The sequence below is a fragment of the Streptomyces sp. NPDC043908 genome, from assembly GCF_056435525.1.
On record NZ_JBWKEI010000026.1, the window covers coordinates 26595 to 43848 of the forward strand.

General features: G+C 66.5%; 7 protein-coding genes and 1 pseudogene. 6 read left to right on the top strand and 2 right to left on the bottom strand.

Going from position 1 to position 17254, the window contains the following annotated elements:
- Positions 1–19: 19 nt before the first annotated feature.
- From AC069K_RS34405 to AC069K_RS34415, 3 genes are all read left to right on the top strand, one after another.
- A complete protein-coding gene (locus AC069K_RS34405) occupies positions 20–295 on the top strand; it encodes a helix-turn-helix transcriptional regulator (protein ID WP_478622657.1) in 276 nt (91 codons plus the stop codon).
- A 521-nt stretch (positions 296–816) separates the two neighbouring features.
- The gene (locus tag AC069K_RS34410; protein ID WP_478622659.1) at positions 817–6897 is read left to right on the top strand and encodes an FG-GAP-like repeat-containing protein; all 6081 of its coding nucleotides are present in this window, start codon (positions 817–819) and stop codon (positions 6895–6897) included.
- Between the two features lie 104 nt (positions 6898–7001).
- Positions 7002–7175 (top strand): hypothetical protein, encoded by a 174-nt coding sequence (locus tag AC069K_RS34415; protein WP_478622661.1) that lies wholly within the window; start codon positions 7002–7004, stop codon positions 7173–7175.
- 539 nt (positions 7176–7714) lie between these two features.
- Here AC069K_RS34415 and AC069K_RS34420 read toward each other — a convergent pair.
- A complete protein-coding gene (locus tag AC069K_RS34420; protein WP_478622663.1) occupies positions 7715–8581 on the bottom strand; it encodes a serine peptidase in 867 nt (288 codons plus the stop codon).
- On the bottom strand, positions 8578–10941 hold the full coding sequence (locus AC069K_RS34425) for a WD40 repeat domain-containing protein (protein ID WP_478622690.1): 2364 nt from the start codon (positions 10939–10941) through the stop codon (positions 8578–8580). The genes AC069K_RS34420 and AC069K_RS34425 overlap by 4 nt, the downstream gene beginning before the upstream one ends.
- 412 nt (positions 10942–11353) lie before the next feature.
- On the opposite strand from AC069K_RS34425, the gene AC069K_RS34430 reads away from it, so the two are divergent.
- From AC069K_RS34430 to AC069K_RS34440, 3 genes and pseudogenes are all read left to right on the top strand, one after another.
- Positions 11354–13186 carry a hypothetical protein gene (locus AC069K_RS34430; RefSeq protein ID WP_184762054.1) on the top strand — a complete coding sequence of 611 codons (1833 nt, stop codon included), beginning with the start codon at positions 11354–11356 and terminating at the stop codon, positions 13184–13186.
- 336 nt (positions 13187–13522) lie between these two features.
- A pseudogene (locus tag AC069K_RS34435) lies at positions 13523–13681 on the top strand (cold-shock protein); the annotation flags it as partial.
- Positions 13682–14099: 418 nt separating this feature from the next.
- Positions 14100–17177 (top strand): hypothetical protein, encoded by a 3078-nt coding sequence (locus tag AC069K_RS34440; RefSeq protein WP_478622666.1) that lies wholly within the window; start codon positions 14100–14102, stop codon positions 17175–17177.
- The last annotated feature ends 77 nt before the right edge of the window (positions 17178–17254 follow it).

The window sequence follows — 17254 nt, forward strand, 5'->3', positions numbered from 1 at the left end:
AAGGACCAACACGCACGACATGAACCACCACGACAGCCAGCCGCACAGAGTCTTCAACACCCCTGCCCATATCCGCGCTACCTGGGGCGGTACGGGCAGCGTCGAAGACGCCTCCGCAGCCTTCGGGTTCTCCCGGGCCAAGGGCTACGACCTCGTCCGGCGCGGCGAGTTCCCTTGCCGGGTCCTGCGCATCGGCCGCAGCACCCGCGTCGTCACTGCCTCCCTGCTCCGTGTCCTCGACAGCGGTGAGCCTGAGTACAGCGGAACCCGTGACGCACACATCGAGCCAGCGTGATCCACCGCGCCCAGAAGCCCCGCCGGAACATTCCTGCGGGGCTTCTGCGTCTCATGAGATCTCGCACAACCCTTATTTCAGGGGCGTGAGGATTCGGGGGGGTCGGTGCTGTCCGGGAAGGGTTTTAGCCAACTTGGATCACCCCAGCCCCATCAGGCTACGAACCCGCTGGTGGCGGACGGACACCGCACGACAGCCAACAGCTTTTCGGCCTCGTGTTCGAGTTGCGCCACCTCACGCGCTACCTGTGACAGACGATCTTTCTGTTTCCTATGGGGGTGGGGTGAGCCATGTTCAGATCCACACGTCGCGGGATCGTCTTCGTCCTGACCACGGCGCTATTGACCACGGTTGGGGTCGCTGATGCTGCCTGGGCGGAGTCGACGACCGGCCGGGATGGGCCGGGTGCGGTTGTCGCGGCGCCGAGTCGTACAGAAAAGGACCTGCCCAAGCCGCCCAAGGCGATGACCTTGGCGCAGCGCAAGGCGCAGATGCAGGCTTCTCAAGGCAGCAACTCGCCCATGCGCGAGTTCGTTCGCCCCAAGGCGCCGAAACTGCCCGTGGTGCCGGCGCCGAAGCCGGACAAGCCGCTGAAGAACGGTCCTGCTGCGGCGCCCACGTCCGGTTCAGGGTCGCGTGCGGCAGCCGCCGTGCCCAACCCGGACTGGGTCTCCGCCTATGCGAGCGCCTATCCAGGGATGCTGTCGATCGGGGGGCAGACGAAGTTCTCGTCCGTCGCCGCGTCGTCCGTTTCGGGCCTGTGGCTCTACGTCATGGACGAGCAGAAAAACCCGGTACATCAGCAGGAGATCAAGCGCGCGACCGATGACCCGTCGGGAAAGTACCTGGAGAACGGGGCTTGGTGCTACGGCTGGTGGGCGTCCAATCAGTACCCCGTTGACCAGTGCTTCTGGTGGAGTTCGTCCCTGCTCGGCGGGCACCTCCAGGACGGCAAGAAGTACTACGCGTGGATCTTCCTGATGGGCGCGGACGGGTCGTCGAGCCCCGGTGGCACGACCTCACCCCTCGTTGAGGCGTTCTATACGCCGGACATCCCAGGGACGCAGGCCGGGCTGTGCAGCTGCTATGGGCAGGCGTACCGTGCGGACCCGGTCAACACAGCCACCGGCATGTTCTACGACCGGAGCACGGACGCGTCTCTTGTCGGAGTCGGCACGCCCTTCTCGATGGACCGGGCCTACCGGTCGAGCTCGACCGACACCGGGCTCCTCGGCCGGGGCTGGTCGACTCCGTTCGACTCCAAACTAGCGATCGCTGCAGGCAGCACCGCAACGCTGCGCGAGGCAGACGGCGCCCAGGTGGTATTCAAGGAGCAGGCAGGCGGAACCTATACGCCCCCGGCTGGCTCCTCGCTTCATCTCACCAAGACGAGCACGACGTACACCGTCACAAGCCCCGACCACACCCGGCGCACGTACAGCGCAGCGGGCCAGCTAACCTCCATCACCGACGGCAGCGGACAGGGCCTCACACTGACCTACTCCTCCGGCCGCCTCGCCTCGGTGAAGGACGCAGGCGGGCGTACCGTGCTGTTCACCCTCGACACGGCCGGCCTGTTGACGAAGGTCTCCCTCCCCCACGGGACGTCGGTCGCCTACGGATACACCAGTGGACTGCTCACGTCCGTGACGGATCAGGCCGGCAAGCAAGCCACCTACACCTACGACGCGAACAAGAGGGTCACCACCGCCACCGGGCGGGGCGGCGGCAAGGTCACGAACACATACGACGCATCGGGCCGGGTCGCCTCCCAGATGGACGGTTCCGGCAAGGTGTCGACCTTCACCTGGGAGAACCAGCGGGAGTCCCACACGGTCGATCCGAACGGCGGCGTGTGGACCGACGTGTACTCAGGCAACGTCCTGCTGGAGAGCGTCAATCCGTACGGCAAGAAGGTTTCGTACAGCTACGACCGGAATCTGAATCCCGTGTCGATCACGGACGCGGCCGGCAACACCACCGAGATGACCTATGACGCTGCTGGCCGCATGACCACGCGGAAGTCTCCTTCCTCGGCTGCGCTGACGGAGAGCTGGACCTACGGCACCGCGGGCAACATCGCCAGCCACACCGACAGCAGGGGCAAGACCTCGACGTACGCCTACGACACCGCGAACCGGGTTACCTCCAGTACGGATCCCGCTGGCGGGAAGGTCACCTACACCTATTCGCCCCTCGGCGCTCTGGCGAGCGTCAGCACGCCGCAGGGCAAGACGACGAGCTACGCCTACGACGCCGCTGGCAACCGCACCGCGGTAACGAGCCCGCTCGGCGAGAAGTCGACCTTCCGCTATGACAACGCGGGACGGGTCACCGCGATCACCGACCCCCGGGGCAACGTCGCGAACACCGACCCGAACGCCTTCACCACGACTTACACCTATGACGAGCGCGGACTGCTCAGTTCCGTGACGGATGCGCTGGGGCACACGACGACCTACGGCTACGACTCCGCGGGCCGCCTTACCTCTGCGAAGGACCCGGCGAACCGCACCACCACGTACGCGTACGACTCCGCAGGCCACCTCACCAGCATCACCAATCCGGCCGGCAAGACCCAAACCCGCACCTACGACGCCAATGGCAACCTCGCCTCGGCCACGGACGCCCTGGGCAACAAGACCACCTATGCCTACGACAAGGCGAACCGGCTGATCAGCACGGTCTCGCCGCGCGGAAATGCTACGGGAGCCAACCCGGCTGCCTTCACCACGAGTTATGGCTACGACGCCAATGGCAACCGGACGACGGTGACGGATCCGTCAGGGGCGGTGACGACCACCGCGTACGACGCGCTGGGCCGGGCGGTTTCGACCACCAATGCCCTGGGGCAGGTCAGCAAGACCTCGTACGACGGCAACGACAACGTCCTGACCTCCACGGACCCGCTCGGCAAGGTCACCCGCCACGCCTACACGGACACCGGACTGCTCGCCTCCTCGACCGACCCGCTGGGCAAGGTCACCTCCTTCGGCTACGACTCCGACGGCAACCGCACCAGCCAGACAAGTCCTCTGGGGTACAAGACCACTTGGTCCTACGACGCCGATGGCCGCCTGGCCTCCGAGGTCGATCCCCGGGGCAACATCGCAGGAGCGGACCCGGCGCAGTTCACCACCTCCTACACCTACGACCCCGCGGGCAACCAGACCAAGGTGACCAACCCGCTGGGCAAGACCATCAGCACCACATACGACGCGGCGAACCACGCGGCTTCCGTCACGGACGAGCTGGGGCGAACCACGAAGACCGACTACGACGAACTCGGCCGGATCAGCAAGGTCACCGGTACGGACGGCGCCGTGACCAACTACACCTACAACACAGCCGGTGACCTCACCACGCGCAAGGACCCCAACGGGCACACCACCACCTGGGGATACGACGATGCGGGCCGTCAGACCTCCGTCACCGATCCGCTAGGCCGCCAGAAGACCTTCGGCTACGACGCCGACGGCAACCGCAACCGGATCACCAACGCCCGCGGGGTGAGCGCCACATCAACCATCGACGCGCGGGGACTGCCCACCGCAGTCTCCTACAGCGACACAACCCCGCAGGTAGCGGCCACCTACGACGCCCTCGGGCGCCGCAAGACGGTTGTCGACGCCACGGGCACCCGGACACTGGCGTACGACGCCGCCGGGCGTCTCACCAACGTCACACCGAGCGGGAGCAAGGGCGCATACAGCTACACCTACGACGACGCCGGACAGCTGACCTCGCGGGGCATCGACTACACCGCGCCCCAGCAGCTCGACTGGAGCGGGGCCACCCAGACGACGTCCGGGGACCTCAACGCCGACGGATTCACGGACGTCATCCGCGCTGACGCCGCCAACGGCATCCGCACCTTCCTCGGCCGCTCCGACGGCACCTTTGCGACGGGCGCCACTCTCGCGGGCTCGGGCAGCGGACTCCAGCAGATATTCACCCTGGAATACACCGGCGACAGCAAGCTCGACCTCCTCGGCATCGACAAGGCAACCGGTCACCTATTGCGCTACGACGGCGACGGCAAAGGCGGCTTCGCTGCACCGTACGACCTCGGCTCCGGCTGGGGACCGATGACCCTGACGCCGGGCGACTTCAACAAGGACGGCAAGCAGGACTTTTTAGCCATCAGCTCCACCGCCAACCGCCTCTACTTCTACCCCGGGAGCGGCAGCGGAGGCTTCAACGCCCGCGTCGACCTCGGACAGGGATGGGCCACCTACCGGCTCATCCCCAGCGAGTTCAACGGTGACGGCAAACTCGACGTTCTGGCCATCAACCCCTCCGACGGCCATCTGTACCTGTATCCCGGCAACGGGGCAGGCGGCCTCGGCACCCGTGCCGACCTCGGGAGCGGCTGGGGCGCGATGCAACTCGTACCCGGCGAGTTCAACAGCGACGGGAAGCCGGACTTCCTCGCTGTCGATACGGCGAACCACAGGCTGCGGTTCTATCCGGGCAACGGAACCGGCGGCTTCGGCGACCACGTGCTGCAGCCGGACGACTGGACTCCCTTCGGCACGCCCAGCGTGGGGCGCTTCGGCTCCGCCACCACACTGGGCATCGTCGCGCCGGACACCGGTAACCACCTGCGCAAGTGGAACGGAGACGGCAAGGGGGCACTGACAGGCGCCGCCGTCGCAACCGGCCCCGCCACGGGAACCAAGGTCACCTACGGATACGACGCGGACGGCCGGCGCACGAGCCAGTCGGGGTCGGCCGGCGCGATCTCCTACACCTACGACCCCGCGAACCACCTCACCAGCAGCACCCTTCCCGCTGCCAACGGCCACATCGAGAACCGTGCCTACGACAACGCAGGCCGCCTCACCTCCGTCACCAACAGCAATGCCGGCAACACCCTCGCGGGATGGCAGCTCACACTCGACGACGCAGGACGTCCCACCAGGACCGCGGTCACCCGGGCAGGCCAGGCCGCGAGCTACCAGTACTACACCTACGACAGCGCGGATCGGCTCCTCACAGACTGCACATCCGCCACACAAGCGGTGTCCTGTCCCGACCGCGCGGGTGCCACCACGTACACCTACGACTCCGTGGGAAACCGCAAGACCCAGGTCAAGGACGGCACCACCACTACGTACTCGTACGACGGTGCCGACCAACTCACCGCGACGGCCGCCGGATCGACCAGCCGCACCTTCGCCTACGACGCGGACGGCAACCAGACCTCGGACGGGGCCAACACCTTCGGCTATGACGCCAAGAACCAGCTGACATCAGTCACCGCCGGGGCCGACACCTTCGCCTTCACCTACGACGCGGACGGCTACCGGACCAAGGCGTCCAAGGGCACAACGGCGCTCCGTACCACCTCCTGGGACACCAACGGCCCGCTCGCCACGATCGGCGCCGAGTACGACGCAAGCGGCGCAATGACCGCCGAGTACCAGTACAACCCCCTCGGCCAGCCCCAGACCGAGACGGTGGGAGGCAGCGGCTACTACCTCCACCACGACCAGATCGGCTCTGTCACCGACGTGACGGATGCGACCGGTGCCAACCGCATCCGCTACAGCTACTCCGCCTTCGGCGAGGCCACCAGGACAGACATGGCCGCCAGCCCGCCGTCCAACCCCTTCACCTACACCGGCGCGTACACCGAACCAACCACCAACAGCGCCGGCTACTACCTCCGCGCCCGCAACTACGACCCCAGCACCGGACGCCTCACAGCGGCCGACCCGGCACCCCTCCCGGCCGGTACCCCCTACATCTCGGCGTACGCCTACGCCAACAACAGCCCAACCCAGTACGCCGACCCCACTGGGCGTACCCCCGACGACCCGAATAGTGACCACGTCGAGTCCTTCGGCGAGGGGCTCAAGGAGTTCGGCAAGGGCTTCGTCCAGGGCCTCAAGATGCCCTTCGAGTTCGTCGGAGACATCTACGACGCCTTCACGGGCAAGAACGGTGGTGCCGGCGGCTTCCTCGACAAGTACCTGCCCGTCCGCCCCGCCTACCGGCTCTACCGCGCTGCGGAGATGTTCCGTGACCAGGGGTGCGAGGCGCTCTACGACGTCTACAGCACAGCTGCGGCGGATCTGACCGGCCAGATCGCTGTCACGGGGCTCAGCGGGCTCCGTGGCTGGCGCCGCGAGGCGGTGAATCCAGGTGCAGGCGGTCGGTATTACGGTGGCCGAAGCGAGACCCGTTTCGGGTTGCCCTACTATACCCCGGATCATCCCTCCTCGCAGAAACTGATCAACCCCGAGGGAGGTACAAAGAACTGCGGGCTCTGCGCGACGGCTGGCGATGACCTCATGGCGGGCAGAAACCCCAATTCGGTTCCTGGAGCTGACCGCCCGATGACCATGACGGAAGTTTCGGCATTGACGGGACGTTCCTTCGAGAAGAAGGGGGGCCTGAATCCCATCGTGCAGGATGTACTTAGGTGGGGGCCTGGAGCCCGAGGGATCGTCGGAGCGTGGCCGAAGAAGGGCCTTGGCCACTACTTCAACGTGATCAACGTAGATGGCAAGGTTGTCTTCCTCGACTTCCAGGTAGGGCGGGCGAATCCTGCCAAACCGACCTACCAGAACTACTACCTCATGAGGACCAACTGATGCTCGACCGGGAAGAAGCACAGGGACGGGCTGCGGCGTACCTTGCCGAACAGAGCCAATCCTGGCCGTCCAACAACGTTCGGATTATCTCGGAGTACTGTTTCGTGGACGGAGGGCGATTCATCGCGCCGTACGACCGCATCGAGTTCCTCGACCACGGTGACGAGTACTCCCGGCTTGCGGGCAACTTGCCGATCTGTGTCGACCTCGCCACCGGGGTGTGTGACTTCATCACGTGGGCCGAGGCCGACGACTTCATGGAGCGCGATCTGCTCTGAGCCCAGACCCGGCTGAACGCATGGAGTGCCCGGCATCGGTGACGATGCCGGGCACTGCGCATTGAGGGACAGCAGCCCCTTGGTTCCCCGTGATGATGGCAGCGGGTGAGAACCCGGTTCTCAGGTGGGTTGAATGCGTGAGTGGAGGCGCGAGCACAGGCCATCCACGGCCCGAACGACCAGCAAGCCGACCCTCGCTGACCAGGAAAACAGGACAACGTCCTGCCGATGGCCGGCCTTACCGGTTCTCTTTCGCCAGGAGCTCGCGTCGTTGGCGAGTCCGGTAGGAGTCGCCAGTGAGGGTGAGGACCTCGCCGTGGTGGACCGGGCCGTCGATCTCCACCGAACCAGCCAGCCCGGCGCCATCAAGCGGACGCAGCCCCAGCAGCCGGGCTTCGCCCTGTGCAGCTCGGGTGCGCTGCCGTCTTTTGCCATCCAATCGAGTCGTTTGACAGTCAATTTAGTCGTGCGAGGTGAGTGCGCCTGCGTGCAAGGGTTTACCTGCGACGACGGTCATGTACGACGCACCTGCTGACATCTCAGGCGATCTGGTCCGGGATTGTCGGGTTGCGAACGAAGGGAGTGATCGCCACAGCGGTGAGTGGGGAGGACAAGTACGCTCCGAAGGTATGGAAGTCGATACGGCCGATCGGAGTGTCGGCGTGCTGGTCGACGGGGAATCGGTCGCCGAGCCGACGAGGAATTGCCACCAGGTCACCTGTGTCGGCAAGGTTCACCCAGTAGCGGACCCCGGCAGGTCGGGCACCTCGCTCGGCGATGGGCGCGGGCACCAGGTGATCGAAGATCCCGCCCGGCAGGCCAAGGGGGGAGCCCAAGGTCACGAAGCAATCCACGGTCAGTTCTGGGTGAGCATGGAGAGCCTCGTACGCGACAACGGAGCCGAGGGAATGCGCCAGCACCACGCGGGGGCGTACCCGTCGGATTGACTCGGCCACGGCGGATTGGGTGGCAGCCCGTATCTGCGGAACGTGGAGGTAGCGGCGGACCTCGCCCGCCAGGTGGACGGCGAGCCGGATGACCGTGCTGATGGGGACGTTGCGGCGTCGGGAAACCCAGGACAGGATCTGCCGCAGTGGTGCAGTCATGAGTCCCTGCCGTTCCTGGAGGATGGGTGACCCTAGGGCCAGTGCCCAGTCGATGACGATTGACTGTTCTAGTTCGTCGATGGCAAGTACGTCGGGCACGGCACCCTGCCGCTCCGCGGCGTGGATGTGGTGGGCGTAGTACGCGGCGTGCAGGGCAGGGAGCCGGTGGTCGTTCAGTCCAGCGGCCGCGAACCCATGCTGAAGTTTGAGCCGCCACTGCCTTGCTAGTTCGGTAGCCGCCTGTTCCGGCGAGCGGCCGCTCAGGTGGTTGCCGATGCCGTGCACTGCGACAATCGTCACTGCTCTGGTCCTTCCTCCACGTGGCAATAAACGGAGTACGCCGGGAATCGCCACGGGCCGCCGGTGGCCACGCCGTTGACCTTGGCGATCTCGTACCAGTGTGCTTCCAGCCACACGACCTCAAATCCGTCGGGCGTCAGTACGTCGGCGAGAGCATTGTGGAGTTCGGCCGCCGTCGCAGTGATGGGGCGGGCGGAGATCAGTCCGGCGGAGGACGGCTGTCCTCCCTCCCACTCGCTGACTGTGTGCAAGTCCCACCCGTCTGCACGGGCATCGCCACATAGCAGTTCGCCCGGCAACCATGCCAGGACGTGGGTGACGTGGACGGCCGGCCGCGTCGGACGGAGTGCCGACGCCGATGCGGCCCAGCCGAGGGCCGTGACATGGCCGGCCCTGCTGCCTACCAGCACGCCGTTCTCGTAGGGGGCGATCGTGTGCACTTGATCGGGTACTGGGGCCGGAGGTCCGAGTGGAACGCCGGATTCGGCATCCCATGCCTGGACCTCCGCCTCGTTGACAGCGGCTACGAGTACCGGCCTGCCGTGGACTTGGCTGACAGTCATCGCCCGAGGGTTGGCCACGGGGACGGAGCCCACGCGTGAGGCCGTCACAAGATCCCAGATACACACCTGATCGTCGTCCGGCGATTGCTCAGCAGCAAAGAGGCGCCCGCCTTGCATCACGATCGCTCCGATCCGGTTCAGCGTGATCGATTGTCGCAGGATGCTGTCAGCCAGGGACCAGAGGCAGACCCTGCGTTCGTTGTGGACGCTGATCAGGAGAGACTCGCCGCCGATGTCGCCCGCGACCAGCTGCGTGACCGGCCCCTCCGCTCCGGCGAGGATATGGGAAGGCGACTCCTTGGTCGTGTCCCACACATGGATACCGCCGTCGGCACCGCCAATCACGGCCCACACAGAATCGCCGTGCGGCACAGCGGCCAGTGCGGTGGCCCGGGCGGGGAGGTGAATGGTCGATTCCAGGGCATCCTCACGGACATTCCAGGTATCAAGCTCGTTCTCCGAGGTCACGGTGACGACGTAGGACGCGTCGCCAACGGCTACGGCGGCGGCATGGCTGAGCGTGCCCAAGTCGGTCAGCTCGTGCTCTTGGGCGCCGGTGCTCAAGTCCCATGCCTTGATCTCGCCGGACGCAAGTTCGGCGCTGAGGGTGAACTCCGAGCCGCCGAGCCGCATGGTGCCGAGGATTGCAGCGTGGTCCCAGTGGTTTTGCCCGTGCCCGAACCGCGGGCAAACGTCGAGGTCCCACACCCTCATGTTGCCGTCGCGATGGGCGGTCAGCGCGAGCTGAAAGCGGTCGACATAACTGATGTCTGCGAGTGTCAGCCCGCGGTCTTCGGGCATCGTGACGACGTAGACGGTCTCGCCGTCCCCTCTCACCGCATACATGCCGGGGTGGTAGGCGATGAGGGAGAACAGCGGGAGGCGCTCGTTGGTGGGCTGGATCCGCACCTCCTGGAGCGGTCCCTCCGACGAGACGGTGACGGGCCGCTGGCCCAGATTCCGCAGCACCTTCGGCCCACGTCCCTGGGGCTCGGCGGAAACGCAGCGGAAGGCAAAGGACCCGTCTGCGGACTCCACACTGAGCAGCGAAGTGATGGCGGCATCCCCGGCTTCGACGGTGTCGAGGACCCTGCCGAATGACTCGCCGAGCAGGCCGACCAGGCTGATCTCACCACTGACCCGACCGACCGCAAGGGACGCCTCGTCGCCGGTGCCGACGACTGTCAGGGCTGAGACCTCCGTGCCGTCGAGGTGCGCTTCGGCAACGATCGCACCGGTGGCGAGATCGTGGAGCCGGAGAGCGTTCTGGTCAGTCACCAAGGCAACGACGACCCGCTCCTCCAGATCCACGATCACCATTTGCGAAATGGCATCCTTGTTTGTCCGGAGTGTCGAGGAATATCGGAGGACCGCGCCGGCACGGCTCGGTGTGATGTCCCACGCTTGGAGGGAGCCGTCGGTGCCGCCGAACACGGCGGGGAGCCGTCGATTGACAACTCCCAGTGCCAGGGCCGACACTGTGGCGCCCAACTCGTCCTTGCTGATGACGTGCAGCAGGGCCTCCTCAGGCAAGCCCGTACTCCAGCGCGTGCAGAGCACAGCCTGTTCGTCCTGGAGGTGGCGCGCGAGTCCGGCCGCCCGGTAGGTCACAAGGCTCTGCTGAAGCCTCGCACGCCGTGTCTCCAGAAATCCGTCCTGGCCGACGAGGCCGTCACGGCCGAATGCTTTCTGGTACGCGGCTCCGGCCCGCCGAGCTGTGGGGGTTTTCGTCCGGTGAACGGCTTCCCAGATGCTGTTGTGGTCGGCACGGACTAGGTACTCCGGTTCCAGGAACAACTGGTCGACTGCGGACCCGCCAGGTACAGCGACGGCATGCTCCATAAGATGTCGCAGCAGATACGGTGCGGCGAGGTCCCATCGAGGCCCCAAAGCGGCCCACCGTCCGGGGACGGCCGAGAACAGCTCGTGGAACCTGCTCGGCCGCTACAGCTTCACCGCCTCCACCCCCGCCGCCGGCGCCCTGCGTCCGTTGCGGGACCCTGACGCGGTTGCACCTGACGATGACGACGACGCAGAAGAGTGAGCCGGCGCAGACCGTAGTCGAGGGTGTCGGCTACGACCGGATGCGCCGCGGGGGCCCGCTCAGTCGAGTGATGCTTCCGTCGATTCGTCCGAGACGGGGATGCGTCCAGTTCGATACGGAACGCGGCTTCATGCCGCGGCTGAAGTGCTTCGAGATGGAGATCAGATGACGGCAAACACCAGTACGTGGCAAGCATCTGTCGAGGGCGGGCAGGAGCGCTTGGACCGGTGGCGGCGGATGCTGGCGGGAGCGCCGGCTGTCGCGTCACGTCGACGGCAGCGGCGCCAGAACCCGGAAACGAATGTGGCGACAGGGGTATGGCTGCACGCTGCGGCGCGCGCGGAGATGGGGCTGGAGCTGACCGAGTGGGAGCAGTCGTTCTTGGCGCCGCTGGTCGGTGTGCTGGGGGAGGGCGAGGTGTGGGCGCTGGGGCGGGCCTACCGTGAGCAGCGGGATGTCGGCACGGTGGCGCTAGTGCCGCAGGCGGTCGCGCGGCGTGGCCTCGACGAGCCGTTCACGCCCGAGGACGTCGCTGCGCGCATCCGGGCCGTCGGGGAACTGGCGGCCAACCAGCCCAACGTCGCGTGGGTCAATCGCACTCGCCTGCTGGCGGGGGAGCAGTTGGAGACGGATGCGTTCAGCGAAGCAGCCGATGCCTACGGCTACGGCCTGACCCTGTTCGACGGCGCCCAGTTCGGTACCGCTGCTCAGGAACAGACAGACGGCAGCGCGCCCACGGATGAGGCGGCATCCAACACGCCGTTCAGGGCGAAGCTGGAGTGGGCCGGGTTCCGCTGCCGCCAGGCGGCCGGCGACCAGTGGGGCGGACGGGACGAGATCTACTGGACCGCGGCCTGTCAGTCCCACAACTACAAGTTCCACACGCGCACCGGCGAGACAGGCAGTGTGTCTGGCAACAACGACTACCCCATCCCCGGCGAACATGGCACCGGGAGGATGGCGTTCTTCGATGCCAGTTTCACCGGCAACCTCAGCGCCTTGATGATCACATGCTGGGAGGCCGACCAGTCCAACGACGCGTGGTACACCGCGCTCGGGAAGGCGCTCGGGGACGCCGTCGACTCGCTGAGTCTGGTCGACTTCGCGCTGAACTTCGTCCCTGGTGCGGACATGCTCGGCTACATGATCGTCGCGATGGACCTCCTGGCGACGTTCTGGGAAGCCCTGCGCAACCACGACGACATGGTCCTCACCCGCGGCTTCGCCCTCAACCGATCGGATCTGAAGGCGCTGTACTACACCGAAGGCCGACGCATGACCCTGCAGTTCAATGCCCGCTCCTCGGGGATGGGCCACTTCGCCCTGAGTGTGAAGTACACGGGCGACACCCCTCCGGGACCTCCTCCGGAGGGGAGCTTCCAGTTCCTCGCCACCGGCTGGACCGGGCTGCTCGGCTCCTCTTTCACCCGCAACCTCGACGCCGCCTGCCTCGCTCCGGGCAGCGCCACAGACGTCTACCTGTTCCAAGGAGATCAGTACGTCCGCTACGACTGCCGCAGCGAGGACATCGGCTACGGCACCAAGAAGCTCTCCGACGGCTGGCCTGGCCTGAGGGGCACAACCTTCACCAGCAACCTCGACGCCGCCTGCCTCATTCCGGGCAGCACGACCCACGTCTACCTGTTCAAAGGCGACCAGTACGTCAACTACGACTGCCGCAATGAGCGGGCCAGCATCGGCAGGCTCTCCGACGGCTGGCCTGGCCTGAGGGGCACAGACTTCACCAGCAACCTCGACGCCGCCTGCAGCGTTCCCGGCAGCTCCACTGACGTCTACCTGTTCAAAGGCGACAAGTACGTACGCTACGACTGCCGCAACGAACGGATCCGCAACGGCGTCCAAAACATCATCACCGGCTGGCCGCGACTGGCCGACACCGAGTTCGCCTACAACCTCCAGGCCGGCTGCGCCGTCCCCGGCAGCGGAAAGGACGTCTACCTGTTCAAGGGCGAGCGTTACGTGCGCTACACCATCTGACATGCCCTTCCCATGTGGTCCGTCCCCGCGTGGTGCAACGGCAGTGGGCCACGAAGCAGTAGAACCAACAGTGCGCCGCAGGCACGGCCGGCGCGCTACCGCCCGGGGCGAGCTCACGCGGGGACAGACGGACGGGCGCCAGCCGCCGGGGCAGCCCGGGTGTCCCCTGACATTGAACCTGGACCGATTGCCAGGGAAGTTGGACAACTACTACGTCCTGCCAGCCGCCGCCCGACCACGGCAAGGTCTCGGCATAGGCGCCTGATCGCTTCAACTGCGCGGGAACGCCGTGGTCTGATAGAGCCAATCACTACCCTCAGAGAGAGCGGCAATACATTGAGTAATCGCCAGCAAGGCACCGTGAAGTGGTTCAACGATGAGAAGGGGTTCGGCTTCATCACCCCCGAAGGCGGAGGTGATGACCTCTTCGTCCACTTCAAGGCGATCGAGGCCGACGGCTTCAAGAGCCTTACTGCTCGTTTCAGAAAGAGCTTCGGAGCTTCTGGAGTCATGCGCTGCCAACCCGGATCAAGCACAGGCTGGTCCCCTCCATGGACAACAACCGGCTTTGGCGCGTGGTTACTCCGCTCCTCAGTTCTCACCGGAGGGCAGAGGCCACCGCGCCATACGTGCTGCGGCCTTGATCCGTGCTCCGAGACCAGGAAGGCCGTGCGGTCATCGTCATGAAGCCCGTCAGGTGGGAGGACACCGCCCTCAACTCCATGCTGTGGAAGCGTTATTGACCTCTCAGACGCCCATTTCTGGCCACTTCCGGCAGAGTTTGCTGCTGCTGTGATCAAGCTGTGTAGCTTTCGAGCGGTACGGAAGGCGTCGTTGCCTTTGCGCCAGACGCCGTGGGGGCCTGGCGCAGCCCTGGCGACTGCCCTTCTCCCCTCCTGAGACGGGACACTTGATGAGCACTCCGAGCGCCGGAACACCCGCGACCGCCCCGCCCACCTCGGCGAGTACGCCTGCCGCGTCCGAAGCGGACAAGACGATGCTCGACGGCCCGACGCCGAAGGACTTGCTCCCCACCACCGGCAATTACCCGACGGAGATCGTCCGGTACCGCTCGGTGGTGCTCACCGACATTCCCGGGGCGAAGCCGGCACGCGCCCTGACTGGTGCCATCGACCTCGGCGAGGAGAACCTGCCGTTCTACGACCGCCCGGCCGAGGGCATGATCGTCACGACGGAGCAGAGCTGGTCGGCCCAGGGCGTCACGCTCGGCCGGCTGCTGCACAGCCTCGCGCTCGCACCCGGCGAGAGCACCAGGGTCGCGGTCGTCGACTGGCAGCGCACCACCAGGGCTACCGGCACCGAGACGGCGTCCGAGGCCGAGGCACTGTCCGGGACCACCGAGCAGAACCGGTCGATCAGCGAGGTCGCGAACGCGATCGCCCGCGAGGAGCAGTACGGCAACTCCCTGGGGTTCCAGTCCAGCCAGTCGTCCAGCTCAGGCGGCAGCGTCGGCGTCGCGCTCCTCGGCATCGGCGGCGGCGGCAATTGGAGCAAGTCGTCGAACACGGGCATCGCGACGTCGGTATCGCGCTCCACGGGCGTGAAAACGGTCGCGGCGGAGGCGACGCAGCGGATCAGCGCGCGGACGCAGCAACTGGCGACCGCGGCCCGCAGCCGGAACATGACCGTCGTGCGCGAGACGACACAGACGGAGAAGGACCAGGTCCTTACCCGGGTCGTCACCAACTACAACCACATGCACGCGATGTCGGTGCAGTACTACGAGGTCGTCCAGGTCTATAACGTGACGACCAGGCCGACCAATCTGGAACGCTGCCTGTTCATCCCGCTGCAGGAGCTCACCTTCACCCACACCAGCCTTCAGCGGTACAAGGAGGTGCTCGCGTCGGTGGCTCCGGTCGACTGGGCGGCGAAGATCCGCGCGGCGAACCCGTTCGACACCACCGTGCGCAGGCTCGACGCGTGCTCGGCGCCGGAGGTGCCGACCAAGCAGGAGTTCGACGGGGTGGAGCTGGCCGACATCGCTGCTTCGGCGATGGGTGTGTACGGGGTGCGCAAGGCCGACGGCATCCCGGTCCGGTTCGATCCGGCGACGCAGCGGTGGAACGCGCTGCCCACCACGGGGCTCGTCGGGGGCCTGTCACGCATCGCACCGGGCAAGAACACCGTCTGGGCATTCAGAGCCACAGACCACCTGCTTGTCCAGTTCGACGGGACGACCTGGCGGACCGACCCGGCCACCGGGGGGCTGCGCATCGCATGCGGCACGGACGACGCGGTCTACATGGTCGGTACCGACAACATAATTTATCAGCGTGGCCAGAACGGATGGACGGGCTTGGGCGTCACCGCCGACGACATCGCCGTCACCGGCAAGGACAAGCTGTGGTATTCCCGGCGAGGGGTGATCTATGAGCGCAGTGGCACCAACTGGGTGCAGCGTAGCGCGACGGGCGTCCAGCGTCTGTCCGCCACGTCCGACGGCGCGCTCTGGGCCGTCGTCCAACCCCAGTCCAGCACCGAAACCATGCCCCTCCTGGTGGAGTCCGGCGCGACGACTCTGGTCCGCCCCACGGCCAGCGGCCTCCAGAGCGTCACCGGCCTGGCACAGATCGCCTCAGCCGCCGCCGCCGACTACTGGATACTGATGAACAACGGGACAGTACGCCGGATCCTGGGACGAGAGACACCCGTAGCCTTCGACGACCAGCCGAAGGAAGACTCCTCCTACGCGTCCAGAATCGACGTCTGGTCCGACGACACCGCAATCCGCGGCATCCAGATCGTCTTCCCCAGCCACACCTTCGGCTGCGGCGACATCGCCGCCTCCGGCACGCAGCAGGCGACCTACACCTTCGCCGGCGCCGACAAGCTGCTCTCCTACGAAGCCTGGTCCGGCAAGGCAGCACGCGGCAGCCTCGCCGGGCTGCGCCTGAAGATGACCTCGGGCGTGGCCAACTTCGGCGTCGCCGCGACCACCACCGTCGCACCTGACCTGTCCGAGGACGCCGGGGGCGCCTCGGCCATCTGCGGGCTGTTCGGCTCGACAGTGAAGTCCGGCAGCCGCACCTACGTCGCGTCGCTCGGCTTCCACGTGCGGGGCGGGAACGTGCCCCAGGCGGTTCTGGACCACCTGAACGACAACCGCCGGCACTACAGCCAGGCCGTGTGGGCCAACGCCGACGAGTTGACGCTCAGCCGCATCCTCGCCAACTACTCGTACACCCCGGTGGGTTCGACTGCCGCGCCGGTCCCACTCGGCATGCTGCTGGACCCGAAGCCGATCGCCGCCACCGGCAACTACCTCGGTTTCCGCTGGAACTTCGCCAGCGAGGAGGAACGACAGGAGTGGACCGACTCCCGCAAGGCGAGCAACAACACGTTCGGGGCACCGGCGACCAACACGATCGCCATCGCCACCAACGGCGTCTTCGCCGAGGCCGTCCTCGGCCGGTCCAACTCGGCCGAGAAGATCGACCTCACCCGCTTCTGGAACTGGAAGGACTCGCCCCTCCAGATCACCCCCGCCGACATCGCTCCCGTCTCCACCGCCTCACGCGCGCAGAACCTCGACACCACAGCGGCCGGCATGGGCGCCTCCCAGGCCAAGTTCACCCCGCTGGTGGCGATGCCCGACCCGAACGGCCTCCAGGCGGTCCAGGCCATGACCACGGCCAACCTGTTCCGCGACATGAGCGGCCTCGCCCAGATGAGCCAGGTCCTCAGCAAGGGCATCGAAGCCGCCGCCACCAATGACAAGGAAGCCGGCGTCCGCGCCCAGGAAGCCCTGAAGACCGCCACCGAACACCTCCAGAAGATGGCCCAGATCGCGGTCGACGCGGCCAGCAAGGCGGCACCGCTCGTCACCGGCGGAGCCGGAGGCGGCAACCTCAGCGCCCTTGGCGGCATGCTCAACCAGGGCGGCAAGACCGACACACCCAAGCCCACGCCCGCGCCGGCGTCCGGGACCACCCCCGCGTCCGGCGGGGACTCCGGCACGAAAGCCTGACCACCGCGCCGTGTGGGTCCGGGCCACCGCCCCGGCCCACACGGCGCCCCTCAGGGCAGCGGCAACCGTCACGGGAT